This window comes from Paenibacillus selenitireducens (assembly GCF_002021565.1).
In the GTDB taxonomy this organism is placed as follows: Bacteria; Bacillota; Bacilli; order Paenibacillales; family Paenibacillaceae; genus Paenibacillus_K; species Paenibacillus_K selenitireducens.
Genome location: NZ_MSZX01000027.1, coordinates 19744 through 34468, shown reverse-complemented (window position 1 = coordinate 34468; position 14725 = coordinate 19744). Strand labels below are relative to the sequence as shown.

General features: G+C 46.2%; 16 protein-coding genes. 6 read left to right on the top strand and 10 right to left on the bottom strand.

Features of this window, described 5'->3' with window-relative positions; genetic code table 11:
- Positions 1-30: 30 nt before the first annotated feature.
- Together BVG16_RS31735 and BVG16_RS31730 are read right to left on the bottom strand one after the other, a co-directional pair.
- The gene (locus tag BVG16_RS31735) at positions 31-894 is read right to left on the bottom strand and encodes an IS3 family transposase (RefSeq protein WP_233146885.1); all 864 of its coding nucleotides are present in this window, start codon (positions 892-894) and stop codon (positions 31-33) included.
- A gap of 11 nt (positions 895-905) precedes the next feature.
- Positions 906-1223, bottom strand: coding sequence for a transposase (locus BVG16_RS31730; protein WP_078497227.1), 318 nt, complete (start codon positions 1221-1223; stop codon positions 906-908).
- Between the two features lie 442 nt (positions 1224-1665).
- On the opposite strand from BVG16_RS31730, the gene BVG16_RS31725 reads away from it, so the two are divergent.
- From BVG16_RS31725 to nadE, 6 genes are all read left to right on the top strand, one after another.
- Positions 1666-2637, top strand: coding sequence for a 2-hydroxyacid dehydrogenase (locus BVG16_RS31725; RefSeq protein WP_078503200.1), 972 nt, complete (start codon positions 1666-1668; stop codon positions 2635-2637).
- Positions 2638-2734: 97 nt separating this feature from the next.
- Positions 2735-3532, top strand: a complete 798-nt coding sequence (locus tag BVG16_RS31720) for an NUDIX domain-containing protein (protein ID WP_078503199.1) — start codon at positions 2735-2737, stop codon at positions 3530-3532.
- Positions 3533-3638: 106 nt separating this feature from the next.
- Positions 3639-4193 (top strand): cysteine hydrolase family protein, encoded by a 555-nt coding sequence (locus tag BVG16_RS31715; protein ID WP_078503198.1) that lies wholly within the window; start codon positions 3639-3641, stop codon positions 4191-4193.
- A 51-nt stretch (positions 4194-4244) separates the two neighbouring features.
- The gene (locus BVG16_RS31710) at positions 4245-5693 is read left to right on the top strand and encodes a nicotinate phosphoribosyltransferase (protein ID WP_078503197.1); all 1449 of its coding nucleotides are present in this window, start codon (positions 4245-4247) and stop codon (positions 5691-5693) included.
- Between the two features lie 3 nt (positions 5694-5696).
- Complete coding sequence (nadD, locus tag BVG16_RS31705) at positions 5697-6344, top strand: nicotinate (nicotinamide) nucleotide adenylyltransferase (RefSeq protein ID WP_078503196.1); 648 nt, start codon at positions 5697-5699, stop codon at positions 6342-6344.
- A gap of 18 nt (positions 6345-6362) precedes the next feature.
- The gene (gene nadE, locus BVG16_RS31700) at positions 6363-7160 is read left to right on the top strand and encodes an ammonia-dependent NAD(+) synthetase (protein WP_078503195.1); all 798 of its coding nucleotides are present in this window, start codon (positions 6363-6365) and stop codon (positions 7158-7160) included.
- Between the two features lie 88 nt (positions 7161-7248).
- On the opposite strand, the gene mtnB is transcribed toward nadE, so the two are convergent.
- From mtnB to proB, 8 genes are read right to left on the bottom strand one after another with little or no spacing between them, the layout of a single operon-like run.
- The gene (gene mtnB, locus BVG16_RS31695; protein ID WP_078503194.1) at positions 7249-7893 is read right to left on the bottom strand and encodes a methylthioribulose 1-phosphate dehydratase; all 645 of its coding nucleotides are present in this window, start codon (positions 7891-7893) and stop codon (positions 7249-7251) included.
- Complete coding sequence (locus BVG16_RS31690) at positions 7893-8570, bottom strand: 2-hydroxy-3-keto-5-methylthiopentenyl-1-phosphate phosphatase (protein WP_078503193.1); 678 nt, start codon at positions 8568-8570, stop codon at positions 7893-7895. The genes mtnB and BVG16_RS31690 overlap by 1 nt, the downstream gene beginning before the upstream one ends.
- Positions 8567-9784, bottom strand: coding sequence for a 2,3-diketo-5-methylthiopentyl-1-phosphate enolase (locus tag BVG16_RS31685; RefSeq protein ID WP_078503192.1), 1218 nt, complete (start codon positions 9782-9784; stop codon positions 8567-8569). Before BVG16_RS31685 ends, BVG16_RS31690 begins: the two co-directional genes overlap by 4 nt.
- Complete coding sequence (gene proC / locus BVG16_RS31680) at positions 9781-10638, bottom strand: pyrroline-5-carboxylate reductase (protein ID WP_078503201.1); 858 nt, start codon at positions 10636-10638, stop codon at positions 9781-9783. The genes BVG16_RS31685 and proC overlap by 4 nt, the downstream gene beginning before the upstream one ends.
- 26 nt (positions 10639-10664) lie before the next feature.
- Entirely contained in the window at positions 10665-11462 is a 798-nt protein-coding gene (locus BVG16_RS31675) for a class I SAM-dependent methyltransferase (protein WP_078503191.1), read from the bottom strand.
- A gap of 21 nt (positions 11463-11483) precedes the next feature.
- Positions 11484-12182 carry a class I SAM-dependent DNA methyltransferase gene (locus BVG16_RS31670; RefSeq protein ID WP_078503190.1) on the bottom strand — a complete coding sequence of 233 codons (699 nt, stop codon included), beginning with the start codon at positions 12180-12182 and terminating at the stop codon, positions 11484-11486.
- A 13-nt stretch (positions 12183-12195) separates the two neighbouring features.
- Entirely contained in the window at positions 12196-13443 is a 1248-nt protein-coding gene (locus BVG16_RS31665; RefSeq protein ID WP_078503189.1) for a glutamate-5-semialdehyde dehydrogenase, read from the bottom strand.
- 49 nt (positions 13444-13492) lie between these two features.
- Complete coding sequence (gene proB / locus BVG16_RS31660; RefSeq protein WP_078503188.1) at positions 13493-14590, bottom strand: glutamate 5-kinase; 1098 nt, start codon at positions 14588-14590, stop codon at positions 13493-13495.
- Positions 14591-14725: the final 135 nt, after the last annotated feature.

Below are 14725 nucleotides of genomic sequence, written 5' to 3'. Positions count from 1 at the left end.
TGCTCTTCTGTCAATAAAGTGGACACAAAATTAAGCTGAATTTCGCTCATAATAGAGCTGCTCGAAGCGAACCGGCGACATGTATCCCAGCGTGCTATTGGAGCGTTTCCGGTTATAAAAGAATTCTAAGTATCGATATAGTTTCTCTTGCGCTTCTTGCTTGGTTTTAAACTTTGGTTTGCAGTAGATCAACTCGCGCTTCAAAATGCTGTGAAACGCCTCAATACAAGCGTTATCGTAGCAGTTTCCTTTCCGACTCATACTGGGTTTCATATCGTACTTTTTAAGTTGTTCACGGTAATCTTTTGACGCATACTGCGAACCGCGATCAGAGTGGTGGATTAGTCCCTTTCCCGGTCTTTTCGCTGTATGGGCTTGCTTCAGCGCATCCAAAACCAAATCTGTTGTCATATAGTCGCCCAATTTCCATCCTACGATCTGTTTCGTGTACAGATCCAAGATACTGGCTAGATACAGCTTTCCTTGGCGACAAGGAATGTAAGTGATGTCCGCCACCCATTTTTCATTCGGCTTAGTTGCTGAAAAATCTTGTTGCAGCTCATTGGGTGCGATAGGTAGTTCGTGTTTGGAATCTGTCGTGCTTATTCTGAATTTACGTGACATACAGGAACGAAGCCCTTCTTCGCGCATAATGAGGCCAACCGTTCGTTCCGATACGGTCCAGCCTTCCTTCTTAAGATCCCGATGAATTCTTGGGCTTCCATAGCGTTCTTCGGAGTCATGGAAGTGCCAAATAATACGCTTTTTGAGCTTCTCCTTTCGTTGGAGCTGCTCAGAAGGCGCTGCCGTACGCCATTTGTAATAACCACTCCTGGATACGCGTAGTACGCTGCACATCTTCTCCACGCGAAACTCGGAGAGATGATCTTCAATAAATTGAAATCTTAGTTCTTTTCTTTGCTGAAGATGTGCAGCGCCTTTTTTAGAATGGCTAACTCTTCTTTTAATTCATTAATTTCACGCTCTTTACGGCGGTTCTCCTCCTCATTGTTCTTTAGCACTTGCTCGAGTTGTTTAATCTTCTCCGGATGATTGACCGCTTCCTGATCGAATTGCCGATATTGCGCGATCCATTGGTGTACGGTGCTTTTCGGAATGCTAAGTTCATCACATATTTCGGATAGAGACTTCGTTTGCTCTTGAATGTATTTCACTGTTTGCATTTTAAATTCTTCGTTATACCTTTGCCGTTGTTCCCCCACAATTGGACACCTCTTCTTTCGTTAAGTTTATTATCTTTTGTTCCTTAACGTCGTGTCCACTTTTTATTCTAGTTGCACAGCAGCTCTTATTATGCTAAACATAAGCTAAATACTCATGATTCGAATGGAATAAGGTTATCTGTGTCCGCAACAACGGCTAATCTATGAGCAAAGCAAACAATAAGGTCTCTTGTGTCCGTTATACACAAAGAGCTTATTTAATTTGTGAAGATTTCGTATCTACGACAGTTGAAACTGAAACACCAATCCATCTCTCCTATCCACCAACGTATAGGGTCACACAATAAAGGACCGTCGGGTGATCCCCTGACGGTTTTTCTCATATAAGAAAGTATCAAAATCCCGCGATAAAGGTTTTCTCATTGCGCGTTTATCGTTATACTCACAATATAAGACAAACTGAGCGCTAGGAGGTAACCCGATGAAACCCCAAATTTATGTTGCAAGAAGAATACCAGCGGAAGTCGAAGCGTATTTGAAGGAACATGCCGAGGTTCGTAAATGGGAGCAGGAGAGACCGATTACGAAAGACGAGTTAAAAGAAGAAGTTGGCGATGCCGAAGGGTTGTTGATAGCAGGCACCCCGATTACGGAAGAACTGCTAGCGAATGCGCCCAACCTGAAAGTTGTATCGAATATTTCGGTAGGGTATAACAATTTGAACATAGATGCGCTTCGATCAAGAGGCGTCCTTGCTACGCATACACCCTATGTATTAGATGATACTGTGGCAGACTTAGCCTTCACCCTTATTTTATCAGCCAGTCGGCGCGTGGTGGAGTTGGATCACTGGGTTCGTGACGGGAAGTGGCAGAAAGGGCAGGAGGATGAGCTATTTGGCGTTGACGTACATCATGCGACGCTTGGCATCATCGGTCTAGGGAGAATTGGAGAACGGATTGCCCGACGCGCGATCTTCGGATTTGATATGAAGGTATTGTATAATAATCGAAACCGGAAACCGCAAGTTGAGGCTGAATTAGGCGTCAGTTACGCATCGATGGAAGAATTACTGAAGACTTCGGACATCGTCTTGTTGATGCTCCCATTAACGGAAGAGACGAGAGGTCTCATGGGTGCGCGAGAATTCGATATGATGAAACGTTCGGCAGTATTCATTAATGTGGCACGTGGACCTATTGTGGACGAGACTGCATTAGTTGAAGCGCTGCAACAGCGAAAAATCTTTGCTGCGGGGCTAGATGTTTTTGATCGTGAACCGATTGATCCCAATCACCCGCTGCTTCAATGTACGAATGTGGTAACACTGCCTCATATCGGTTCTGCGACAGCAGCAACACGGACGAAGATGGCTCAACGGGCGGCGAATAATTTAATTCATGCGCTTCAAGGAAGCAAAGAAATAGATTTGATCCCTGAATTAAAACAATAACTATTTTTCAATATTATTGATACGTATGTATTGACTTTGCTAAAGATCTGGCTTATGATACAACTATACAAGAACGAATGCAATTGAGGTGACCCGAATGTCGACACAAGCACATGCAGATGAGCAGGCGTTTCTAAGCACATATGATCCTACAAAATATGAGCGTCCCATTGGCGTCCCTGCGGATATCGTTATTTTTACCGTGACACAAGAAGCTGTGATCGGGGGAACCAAAAGCTTGCCCAAGCGCGAGCTTTGCGTTCTTCTGATCAAACGTAATGGACATCCGGATCGAGGGAAATGGGCATTGCCCGGCGGATTCTCTTCTCCCCAGGAGACACTGCTCCAAGCCGCGAAGCGGGAACTGCTCGAGGAGACAGGGGTGGCAGACATTCATTTAGAGCTTCTCGGGATCTATGATCAACCGGGCCGCGATAAACGGGGATGGGTGATTTCAGCAGCGCATGTCGCCCTGGTGAATGAACGTTACCTGTCCAAACGACAAGCAGCAGATGATGCCGAAGATGTCCAGTTATTCACAATCGAAGAAGCATTGGAATTGGATCTGGCATTTGATCATCGATTGATTCTGGAGGATGCGCAGAGATATGTTCGGTGCCAAATGCTTCAAACGACGGTTGCCAAAGAGTTCTTGGATGAGAAGTTTACGCTCGCTGAGCTATTGCAAGTAATTCAGACGGTTGTTCCGTCTTATGAAATTACGAAGACGAATTTCATTCGCAAGATGCTCATGACGAAGAAACAGCCCATCGTGGAAGCGGTAGAAGGGGAGTTCTCAACCGAGTATTCCCAGCGGCCCGCTCAGCTCTATCGTTTCATTAAGGGATATCAACCGAATGTATCCATTTACGTCGATGCTCCATTCGCAGAGTAGCAGTAGTAAAAAAATGATTATGGCTTAAGAGATCATAATCATTTTTTTAAAAATCAATAATCACTAATCAATAATATTGTTTTAATTATATAAAGGAGTTGATCATATGAATAAAGCACTTCTAATCATTGATTATACGAATGACTTTGTAGCAGAGGATGGAGCTCTCACCTGTGGGGAGCCTGCAAGAAACATTGAGAGTCGAATCACATCGTTGTGTCAGAAGTTCGTGGAAGAGCAGCAATTCGTTATACTCGCCGTGGATATCCACGAGCCTGAGGATGTATTTCATCCCGAAACGACGTTGTTTCCTCCGCATAACTTAAGAGGGTCGCAAGGGCGGGAGCTATTTGGTGCTTTGCAGAAGGTATATCTAGCGCATAAAGATGAACCCTATGTGTATTGGATGGATAAGACGCGGTATTCTGCATTTGCAGGAACTGATCTAGAAATTCGCCTTCGTGCTCGAGGGATAGAGGAGCTTCATATCGTGGGTGTAGCCACTTCAATATGTGTGCTTCATACGGCGATAGATGCGTATAATAAGGGGTTCTCCATGACGATTCACAGCGATGCCATCGCTGATTTCGATGCGAAAGGTCATTTATGGGCGATACAACATTTCAGACAAGTATTAGGGGGAACGGTCGTTCAGGATTAGTAATGAATTTAATCATATGCGTGTCGAGTTATAATTAAAGGAGTGTTAATGATGAATCAAGAACATTTAACATTGCATACGGATAAATATCAGATCAATATGATGTATGCGCATTGGAAAAATGGAACACATAACAATGTTCGTGTATTTGAAGCTTTTTTTCGGAAAAATCCATTTCGCGGGGGGTACGCCGTCTTCGCTGGATTAGAACGAATACTTCAGTATCTAGAGCAATTGCGTTTTGATGCCAGTGATATCGAGTTTTTAAGAGAACAAGAGGAAAACTATGACGAGGCTTTTTTGGAAGAGCTTGCGGATTTCACGTTCACAGGCACGATTTACTCCGTGAAGGAAGGGACGATCGTTTTCCCGAATGTTCCATTAATCCGTGTGGAAGGTCGTATTTTCGAGATCCAGTTGATCGAAACGGCGCTCCTGAATTTTATGAACTACCAGACATTAATCGCAACCAAAGCAGCACGAATCAAGCAAGTCGCTCCAGATGACACGTTGTTGGAGTTCGGAACCAGACGTGCACAGGAAGCCTCAGCTGCGCTCTGGGGGGCTAGAGCGGCCGTGATTGGAGGATTCCATGCCACGAGCAATATGCTCGCAGGAAAGTTGTTTGGGATCCCCACGAAAGGGACGCATGCCCATGCTTTTGTTCAAGATGCAGATAGTGAGTTAGAAGCTTTTGAGGCGTATGCTCGTGCCTTACCGGATCATGTCACTCTGCTGGTGGATACCTATGACACGCTCAAGAGTGGTGTTCCGAATGCGATTCAAGTAGGCTTAGCTTTGAAGAAACAAGGCAAGGCCTTGAAAGGGATACGGTTAGATAGCGGAGATTTAGCTTATTTGTCGCAAGAAGCGCGTAAGATGCTCGATGCAGCAGGACTACAGGAAGTGCAGATTGTTGCATCCAGTGATTTAGACGAGTATACCATCCAGAGCTTGAGAGCGCAGGGGGCTCGTATCGATACATGGGGTGTAGGGACGAAATTGATTACCGCAGAAGATTCGCCCGCATTGGGTGGGGTATATAAAGTCGTAGCCAAGCTAGAGCATGGGGAATGGAAGCCGACGATCAAAATATCGGGGAATCCAGAGAAAGTAACCACACCGGGACGTAAAATTCCTGTACGAATAATCAATCGTCATACGGGACGCGCAGAAGCAGATTATTTAATGAATTGGGATGAACAATTGGCGGGTGTTGAGCGATTAAAGCTATTTGATCCAATTCACACCTACTTGCACAAGTTCGTCACTGATTTTGACGTGATCGAGCTCCAGCATAAAGTATTTGAGCAGGGAAAACGTGTAGAAAAAGCACAGAAACTGCAAGAGATTCAACAATATCATGCAACACAGATCCCTTTATTTTGGAACGAGTATTTGAGAAACTTAAATCCAGAGCGATATCCTGTCGATTTAAGCCAGCAGGTATGGGATACGAAAATGCAATGTATTGCAGAACACACGAATAGGAGGAACTAGAAGATGAGGATTGGTGTCTATGGGAGTGCATTTGATCCGTTCACGAATGCCCACGGGTATACAGCATCCACGGTTGCGGGGCGGCGCAGACTGGATAAAGTGATATTTCTGCCATCCGCAGATTTAAGAAGGGATAAAGCGCTGCAAGCAAGTCACGAGCATCGTTGGAACATGCTTCTCCTTGGAATCCAGCATTCGCCGTTGAACCAATTCGGAGAGCGGATGTTCGAAGCGGATCGGACGGAGATGGACGCCTTAGCAGGCATGCACTATACCCTTCACACCATGAATGCGTTGAAATCCAGATATCCAGAGGATGAGCTCTATTTTATTCTAGGAGCCGATCTATTGCCGCATTTGCACGAATGGCGTCATGGAGAAGAATTAGTAGCTACGAACAAATTCATTGTGATGGCTCGAGCAGGATATGATATGTTAGAGATTATTGCACGGAGTCCGTTGCTTCGGAAATACGAAATGAATTTTGATCTCATGCACAAGGGACTTCAAATCGAAATTTCCTCGACGTACATTCGAGACGAATTAGGGATGGGCGTCGAAATGCCTAGATATTTAATGCCACGAGGCGTTGAGGAATATATCTTGGAGCATCGGCTTTATCATCCACCTGTTCACTCTAAACATGCTTAGTAGAAGGAGAAGATCATCATGCAACAACAAATTATGAAAGAATTACATGTACAATCCCATATGGATCCTGCGGTAACGTATCGAGAAATCGTGGACTATTTGAAGGCATATGTACGAAAAGCTGGTGCGAAAGGATACGTTCTAGGGATCTCAGGAGGTCAAGATTCGACACTAGCCGGGAAAATCGCCCAACAAGCCATGACAGAGCTGCGTGAGGAAACAGGAGAGGCCTATCAGTTTATTGCTATGAGGCTCCCGTATGGCGTACAAGCAGATGAGGCGGATTGCCAAGATGCGCTTCAGTTCATCCAACCAGATCAGACTATCGTATGCGATGTTCGACCTGCCGTCGAAGCAACGATTCAGGGTCTAGAGCTGCCGTTAAGTCCTTTCCATCAAGGAAATATTAAGGCTCGCCAACGGATGATCGCTCAATATGCTGTAGCTGGGCAACTGCATCTGCTCGTGATTGGTACAGATCATGCCGCTGAAGCCGTGACTGGATTCTATACAAAATGGGGAGATGGCGCAGCGGATGTGACCCCGCTAACCGGTTTGACGAAACGACAAGGCAAAGCGATTTTGCAGTATCTGAATTGTCCGGAGCACCTGTATTTGAAGAAGCCGACTGCGGATTTAGAAGATGATAAGCCGGGTTTGCCGGATGAAGTCGCCTTAGGTCTAACTTACGAGGATATCGATAATTATTTGGAAGGTAAGCAGGTTGCAGCCAGTGTTGCTCAGCAAATTGAGGGGTATTATGTGCGAACGGAGCATAAACGGCATATGCCAGCGAACCGGTTTGAACACTCATAAGCCTGAATTTCATACAAAAGGTGGACCAAGACAAGTTCTTGATCCACCTTTTTTTTGCATCTAAAGATTTTTTACTTTGTGGGGGTCGTTAACGTTTCAATAACTCCCAGCGGTACACATATTCGAAGAGAAACTCAAAGGCTTCCAAATGACGTTTTGCTTCGAATGCATTTGCACCCCATGCATAGATTCCGTGATTACGCAGAATAATTCCCGGAATTTGCGGGTTCAATTTCTCTGTCACATGCGGAACAATACTTGGGATATGCGCGAAATTCGGAACGATCGGGATGTCAATTTCAGCGTCTTCCGTCCAGATATTAAAAGCTTTGATAAGTTCTACGCCTTTCACGGGAATCGATCCACGTTCATGGAAAAGCTCTGAGACGATATTATTAAACACGGTATGGACATGGAAGATGGCTCCGCACCCTGTTAACCGATAAATTTCACAGTGGATAAGGGTTTCAGCGCTTGGCTTCAATCCTGTGCGTTCAGAAGGTTTACCTGCTGCATCTACAAAAAGAAAGTCTTCCGGCGTGTTCACCGTTTTATCTTTACCGCTTGCGGTAATGGCAAAATGAAAATCTTCCGGCGTATACTCCCCCACGCGAACCGACAAATTGCCGCTGGTTCCAGGGAACCAATGACGGTCTGCAAATTGAGTTTTTATATCCCGTAACTCATGTAATGCGCGCTGCTTCTGTTCAAGTGTAATATCCGTGAATGCCATTAGACTTTCGCACCTGCTTTCGGTTCCGTCATATGTTTCATAATGTCGAAGAAATCGGTATATGGGACATGCGGCAGTCCGAGCTGCTCGCATTTCGTAATTAAATGAGAACGTGCGTAGACATGGTCCACCAGTTTGGCGCCGGCAAAATCGGTAATACTGTCGCCAATAAGATACCGATCGTACTGTTCCGGATCGAAGGAACGGATAATTTTGGTCTTACACATCCCGCAATCATTCTGACACATCTCATCACAAGCATGCGGCCAGAGAATTTCAATCTGTGACCCCGAGAAATCACTAGCATTGCAATAGATGTGATCTACAGGAATATCAAATTGCTCAAGAATAGGATAGATGAAGAAGTCGATGCCTCCACTAGTCACATAAAACTTGATATCGTTCTCTTTGCAGAATTGTAAAAATTCCTTGAACCCTGCACGAATTTGAACTTGATCGATGGCGAATCGAGTGATTTCCTCTCTTCTTGTGGTAGGGAGGAGCCGGAATAATTCACCAACGCCTTGTCGAACGGATTTGCGTTCTCCAATAATATCGTCGACAATCGGTTTCCAGCCGGGTGGATCGAAATGTTGAATGATAGCAACGATATTATCGTTCACGGTAATGGTGCCGTCAAAATCACAAAAGACGACAGGTTGCTTCGTGAAACTCATGATTTGACCCCCCAAATGTCGATCGCGGATTTCAATTCCGGATGCGTTGTTGCGTAGTCTTGCAAGGAAACTCCTTGTAATGTAGCATCAATCGCTTGATTGAATGCGCGTCCTCCTGCTGCTGCACCTTGTGGGTGCCCGTGAACGCCGCCGCCAGCATTAACCACCACATCTTGTCCGAAATCGCGAAGGATTAACGGAACAAGACCAGGGTGAATGCCTGCCGATGGGACAGGGAAGCTTGTACGAATCGGTGGCAAGTCACGAAGCAAGGCATCCTTGATGCCCATGTTCTCTTCCTTAGGCATCACGACCGAGCCATAAGGAGATGGGAATAACGCAAGATCTGCTCCAGCTAACCGCATTAGTTTTCCGAGCAGCAAAGGTGCTGCAATGCCGTAATGAGGTGAAGGGTAGAATGCCCCAGCCATCGCAGGATGTGCTGCAATCGGTACGTTAATCGTTGGATCTGAGCTTAGCTCATGTAAGACATCATAACCATAGGCCAGGACATTAAATAATAAAGCGTTCGCGCCTGCATCAATGGCTTTACGGGCTTGTGAAGCAAGCTTGGACGTAGGGCCCGTTAAGTTGACCGCATATAAAAGTTTTTTACCTGTATGTTGTTCAGCCTGGGAAGCCGCTTCCATACATACCGTTACACGTTTCTCAATAGGAGTAAGCGGGTTCTCGAATAAAATCTCATCATCCTTAATTAAATCAACGCCACCGAGTGCTTGTTGGTAGAATTGCTCGCGAAGTGCGTCCAAATCATGACCGATCACGGATTTGAAGATGCTCATCAGAAGCGGACGTTCTTGTATGCCTAAGATCTCCCGAATTCCCTTCATTCCGAATTGGGGTCCCGGAAATGCCGATAAGAAGTTCTCTGAGAAGTCGAGATCTAGCAATTTGATCTTACCATCCATAGATAATTTACCAAAAACGGTGACGAGTAAGGCGGGGATATCACGGCTAAAGTTGATATCTGGATAAGCGATTTGAATATCTGCATACCGTTCACCTGGGGCAGAAGCAGAATACTCTGTAACTTGAACCACCTGTCCCAAGTGTTTTTCCATCTCAGCCTTTTTAGCTTCAGGAAGCTCGGTCCAACTGCCTACCGTTAGACCGACGGCAATAGACAAGGCTTTTTTCTGAAAATCCGCTTTATCATCGTAGCAACGATAGGTTGCGATACATGTGTGTCTCAATGATGTGTTTCCCTCCCAATCAGGGCGCCCATTTCACCTGCACGCGCTGCAGCACGATGCACCGCTTGGATCATGACCTCGGTGAATTGGTTCGCTTGTAATGTCTCAATTGCGGCTTGTGTTGTTCCTCCTGGGGACGTAACTTTGCGACGTAACTCGGCAGGATTCTCACCGGTTAATTGTACCATAGAAGCTGCTCCTAGTATGGTCTGTACGGTTAGGTTTTTGGCCTGCTCTTCAGACAATCCGCCCTTAATCCCTGCTTCGATCATGGACTCCATCATGAGATAGACATAAGCGGGTCCGCTCCCAGATACCCCTGTAACCATATCCATTTGTGCTTCTTCAACAACGCTGACAACACCGATGGCTTCGAACATCGCAAGGGCGATTTGTTGTTGGATGGCATTGACATTCGTGGAGAAACACATCCCTGTTGCGCCAAGTCCAATGGTACTCGATGTATTGGGCATCGTGCGAACGATGGGATTTGTGGCTGCAAGCAGCTCCTGCATTGTTCCAACGGAGAGACCGGCAATTACAGAAATGATAAGCTGCTGAGGATGAAGGAGGGACCTTAACCCTTCTAGTGCTTCGGCAGCGTCTTTAGGCTTCATGGCTAGCACAATAATGGAAGCTTCTCGCAATACACGTTCTTTGGTCAGAACATCATTTGTGGTATGCACGTGATACTTCTGTTCTAATAGCGATAGACGTTCTTGATTGTTGCGATTCATCATGGTGATTTGTTCAGGATCAGCGATATGCTTATCGAGTATGCCTCGAACGATGGCTTCCGCAATGGAACCGGCCCCATAGAAGCAAATTTGCTGTCCTGCTAAAGTAGATTTCATATCCACGGGCTCCGACTCCTTTATATCTATATTTTTTCTCCAATAAATAATCCATGTGTGCTAAGACCGAGGATACTTGGTTCGCGACACGTAGCTTCGTGGTAGAGAAGCCAGGCTTGAAATTGTTCCTCGGATAAAACATCAACCGATCTGCTTATCGTATGACTGACGCCATCGGTTCCCAAATGATCGACTTCTTTGACGGCGTAAGAGGTTAGCAGGGATGTGATGGAGGAAGGGGTAGCAAAATGTGCATCCGTCCAGAAGCAATCCGCTTCACCCGATTGGATGGTTCCCTCTTGTAGTATTTTTTGAACGACACTTTCACGAACGAAATCAGGTTCCTTATTCACGAGCATTGGGAGGATGGACAACTTATTAATATAAGCCACAGCCAGGATTCCTCCAGGCTTGAGTACTCGAAGGCACTCTTCAATACACTTACGTTGTTGAGATTCTTCGACAAGATGATACATCGGTCCCATACATAACACAACATCGTAAGATTCCGCGGCGATATCACATAAATTCGTTGCATCTCCCAGTCGAGCTTCTAATTCGAGCTCGTGAGGGCTTGAGGCTAGCTGTTGACGGATGGCATCGATATGACGCGGCGTAATATCAATAGCCGTTACCTGGTGGCCTCTTTCTGCGAAATAAAAGGAATAAGCTCCCGTTCCTGCCCCCACGTCTAGAATGCACGATGCATCAGAAATTTGAGGGGAGAGGGCTTTCACACTCGTTAAAAACTCAATTTTCGATGAATTCCGAGTAAAACGAATTTCTTCGGTATACGCTTCGTAATATTGAATGACTTTGCTCATCGTACATCCTCCTTCAAGAATTCACTTTTCATAGACTATATAAAGTCCGCGCCCACTGATCCCTTGCTCGTCAAATTTCACATGCATTCCCGTCGATTGCAGAATGGATAACAAATCCTCCGGTTGGAACAGACCTAATTCATGACGTTCTTTAATATGCTGTATACCTTGGGAACTGCCGATTAGGTATTCAAAATTCAAAATCGATAGTTGACCTTCTTGTTCCCCGTGATACATTCGGCAGATTTTAGAATCGGGAGTCTCATAGTTGCGAACATCCACGCGACCTGATATCCACTGCGAAGGAGAAAACCAAGGTTCGATCAAGATTAATCCGCCAGGCTGTAAATGTTGTTGAAAACATTGAACCGTGCGTTCTAGCTGTTCAAGGGTCTTCACATAGCCGATTGCGCTAAATAGGCAAGTAATGACATCATATCGGGACGGCAGCTGGAAGTCTGTCATGTCCTCGACCCAAAATCGAGCCTTCGGATTCCGTTGTGATGCAACCTCAATAAATTGAGGATTTAGATCGATGCCGTCCACGGCATAACGGGGAGCGAAATATTGAGCGTGAGCTCCCGTACCGCACGCCACATCGAGGATGGACGTCGCGTGCGGATGATAAGTCTGAATTAGATGATCTATAGTGGCAGCCTCTTGTTCATAATTCTTAAAGCTATAAATCGCATCGTAGAGTGATGCGCTGCGTTCGTTCATGTCCGTTCATCCTTTACGAGCGAATTTGACCCGTTCCATAGACACGATATTTCGTTGATGTAAGGGCGGGAAGACCCATAGGTCCGCGTGCATGCAGCTTCTGGGTACTAATCCCGATCTCCGCGCCAAACCCGAATTCAAAACCGTCCGTGAAGCGGGTTGAAGCATTATGATATACGGCCGCAGCATCTACTTCTTGCAGGAATTGAGCGGCATGAGACGCATCCTCTGTCACGATACATTCCGAATGCATGGTACCATATGTACGAATATGGGTTAATGCTTCGTTGATATCATTGACGATTTTTACATTGAGAATATAGTCATTATACTCTGTCGCATAATCTTGTTCGGAGGCTGTTTGATCGATCTGAATATATTGAGCTGTCCGTTCACAGCCGCGCAGCTCAACGTTCTTCGCTTTCAAGCTTGTTGCGATAGACTGTAAATAAGCTGCGGCAAAATCCGCATGAACGAGCAGCGTCTCCATGGAATTGCAGACCGATGGTCGTTGAACTTTCGCGTTCAGTACAATCGCTTCTGCCATATCGGGTTTTGCTGTCGCATCGAGGTAGGTGTGACAAATGCCGGCACCCGTCTCAATGACAGGTACGGTTGCGTTCTGGACAACATTTTGGATTAACGAGCTTCCGCCGCGTGGAATGACCACGTCAAGTAAGCCGTTCAATTTCAGCATTTCATCCACCGATGCCCGATTCGTATCTTGGATCAGTTGCAACGAATGAACAGGGATTTCGGATGCTGCTAACGCTTCTTGCAATACTTCGACGATTCGCGTATTGGAGATGATGGCGGAAGAGCCTCCGCGTAGAACCACCGCGTTCCCTGTCTTCAAACATAATCCTGCAGCATCTACGGTCACGTTCGGACGGGCTTCATAAATGATGCCGATAACACCGAGCGGCACGCGGATCTTCTCGATCCGAAGTCCATTCGGGCGTTCGATATGATCCAGCTGATCCCCGATCGGATCCGGAAGCTCTACAATCTGGCGCAAGCCATCAGCCATGGCAGCAATGCGGGCTTCATTCAGTGCGAGCCGATCTAGAAGCGAGGGACTCGTGCCGTTCGCGCGGCCGCGTTCTAAATCTTTAGCATTGGCTTCGATAATAGAATGTTGATTCGCTACCAGTGCATCTGCCATTTTTAGCAATGCATCATTTTTTGCTGCGGTGGATAATCCGTTTAATTTCACTAACGTTTCTTTTGCCAAACCGGCTTTGCTCCGTACTTCACTCATTTCATCCATCCTCCTTATAATAACAACCTAGATCTATGTGAAAAGCGAATTACTTCAGTGAAATCCATTCATCCCGATGGATGACCTCAATCCGAGGAACCTCGATTTGTTTCTGCACTTCATCTGTATTTAAACCTGCTACATCGCGAATTTGGGAGGCAGAGTAGTTCACGACCCCGCGACCAACCAATTGTCCGCTAAGATTATGGACTTCGATGACATCTCCAGCATGGAAATCGCCTTCCACATCCTTTACTCCAACCGGGAGCAGACTTTTGCCGCCACTTAGCAGCGCATGTTCTGCGCCATCGTCCACGACTACTTTTCCACGTGGCGTGGAGTGGAACCCTAGCCATTGCTTTTTCGTGGATAACGAATGCAATTGGGTGTCGAAGTAAGTTCCTCGTCCATGACCTTGGGCTGCGTGCAGTAAATCATCGGGTTCAAGAACGCGGCCGACAAAAGCGGGGACACCGCCGCGCATCGCAATGCGTGCAGCTTCCACTTTGGACCGCATACCGCCAGTGCCAACCGAGGAGCCTGAGCCGCCGGCTCCAGCAAGAATTTCATCATCGATCTGCGTCACACGCTCAATGCGCTTGGCTTCGGGGTTGGAGCGTGGATCTGCCGTGTACAACCCATCTGTATCGGTAATAATGATCAATCCGCTGGCTTTCACCAGATTGGCCACGAGCGCAGATAGGGTATCATTATCGCCGAATTTCAGTTCATCGACAGATACGGTATCATTTTCATTGATGATGGGAATGATCTGTTGCTTTAATAGTTCTTCGATCGTCATCTGGGCATTTTGAATACGTTGTCGTTGACTGAAATCTGCACGGGTTAAGAGGATCTGAGCGGCGCCTAGACCATGAGAACCAAATGCCTCTTGATACGAGCGCATAAGTAAGGCCTGCCCGACCGCGGCTGCTGCTTGTTTTTCATGCAATAATTTGGGTCTTGTGGTATAACCGATTTCACGAAAGCCCGCTGCAACGGCACCGGAGGTCACGAGAAGGACTTGTGAGCCTGTTGCCGCCAATGATGCGATTTCATTCGCGAAAAAATGGACCTTATTTCGATTTAATCCACCCTCGTCCGAGGTCAGGGAGCTGCTTCCGATTTTGATAACGATACGCTGCATTTCTTCACATCCTTTGATTTTGGCTATTTATGTAATCTGTACTGGAATTTATAAAATGGTATAACAAAAAGGCCTTCGTCCTCCGAAAAGGACGAAAGCCTGTGCTTCCGCGGTACCACCTTCATTGATGAATAA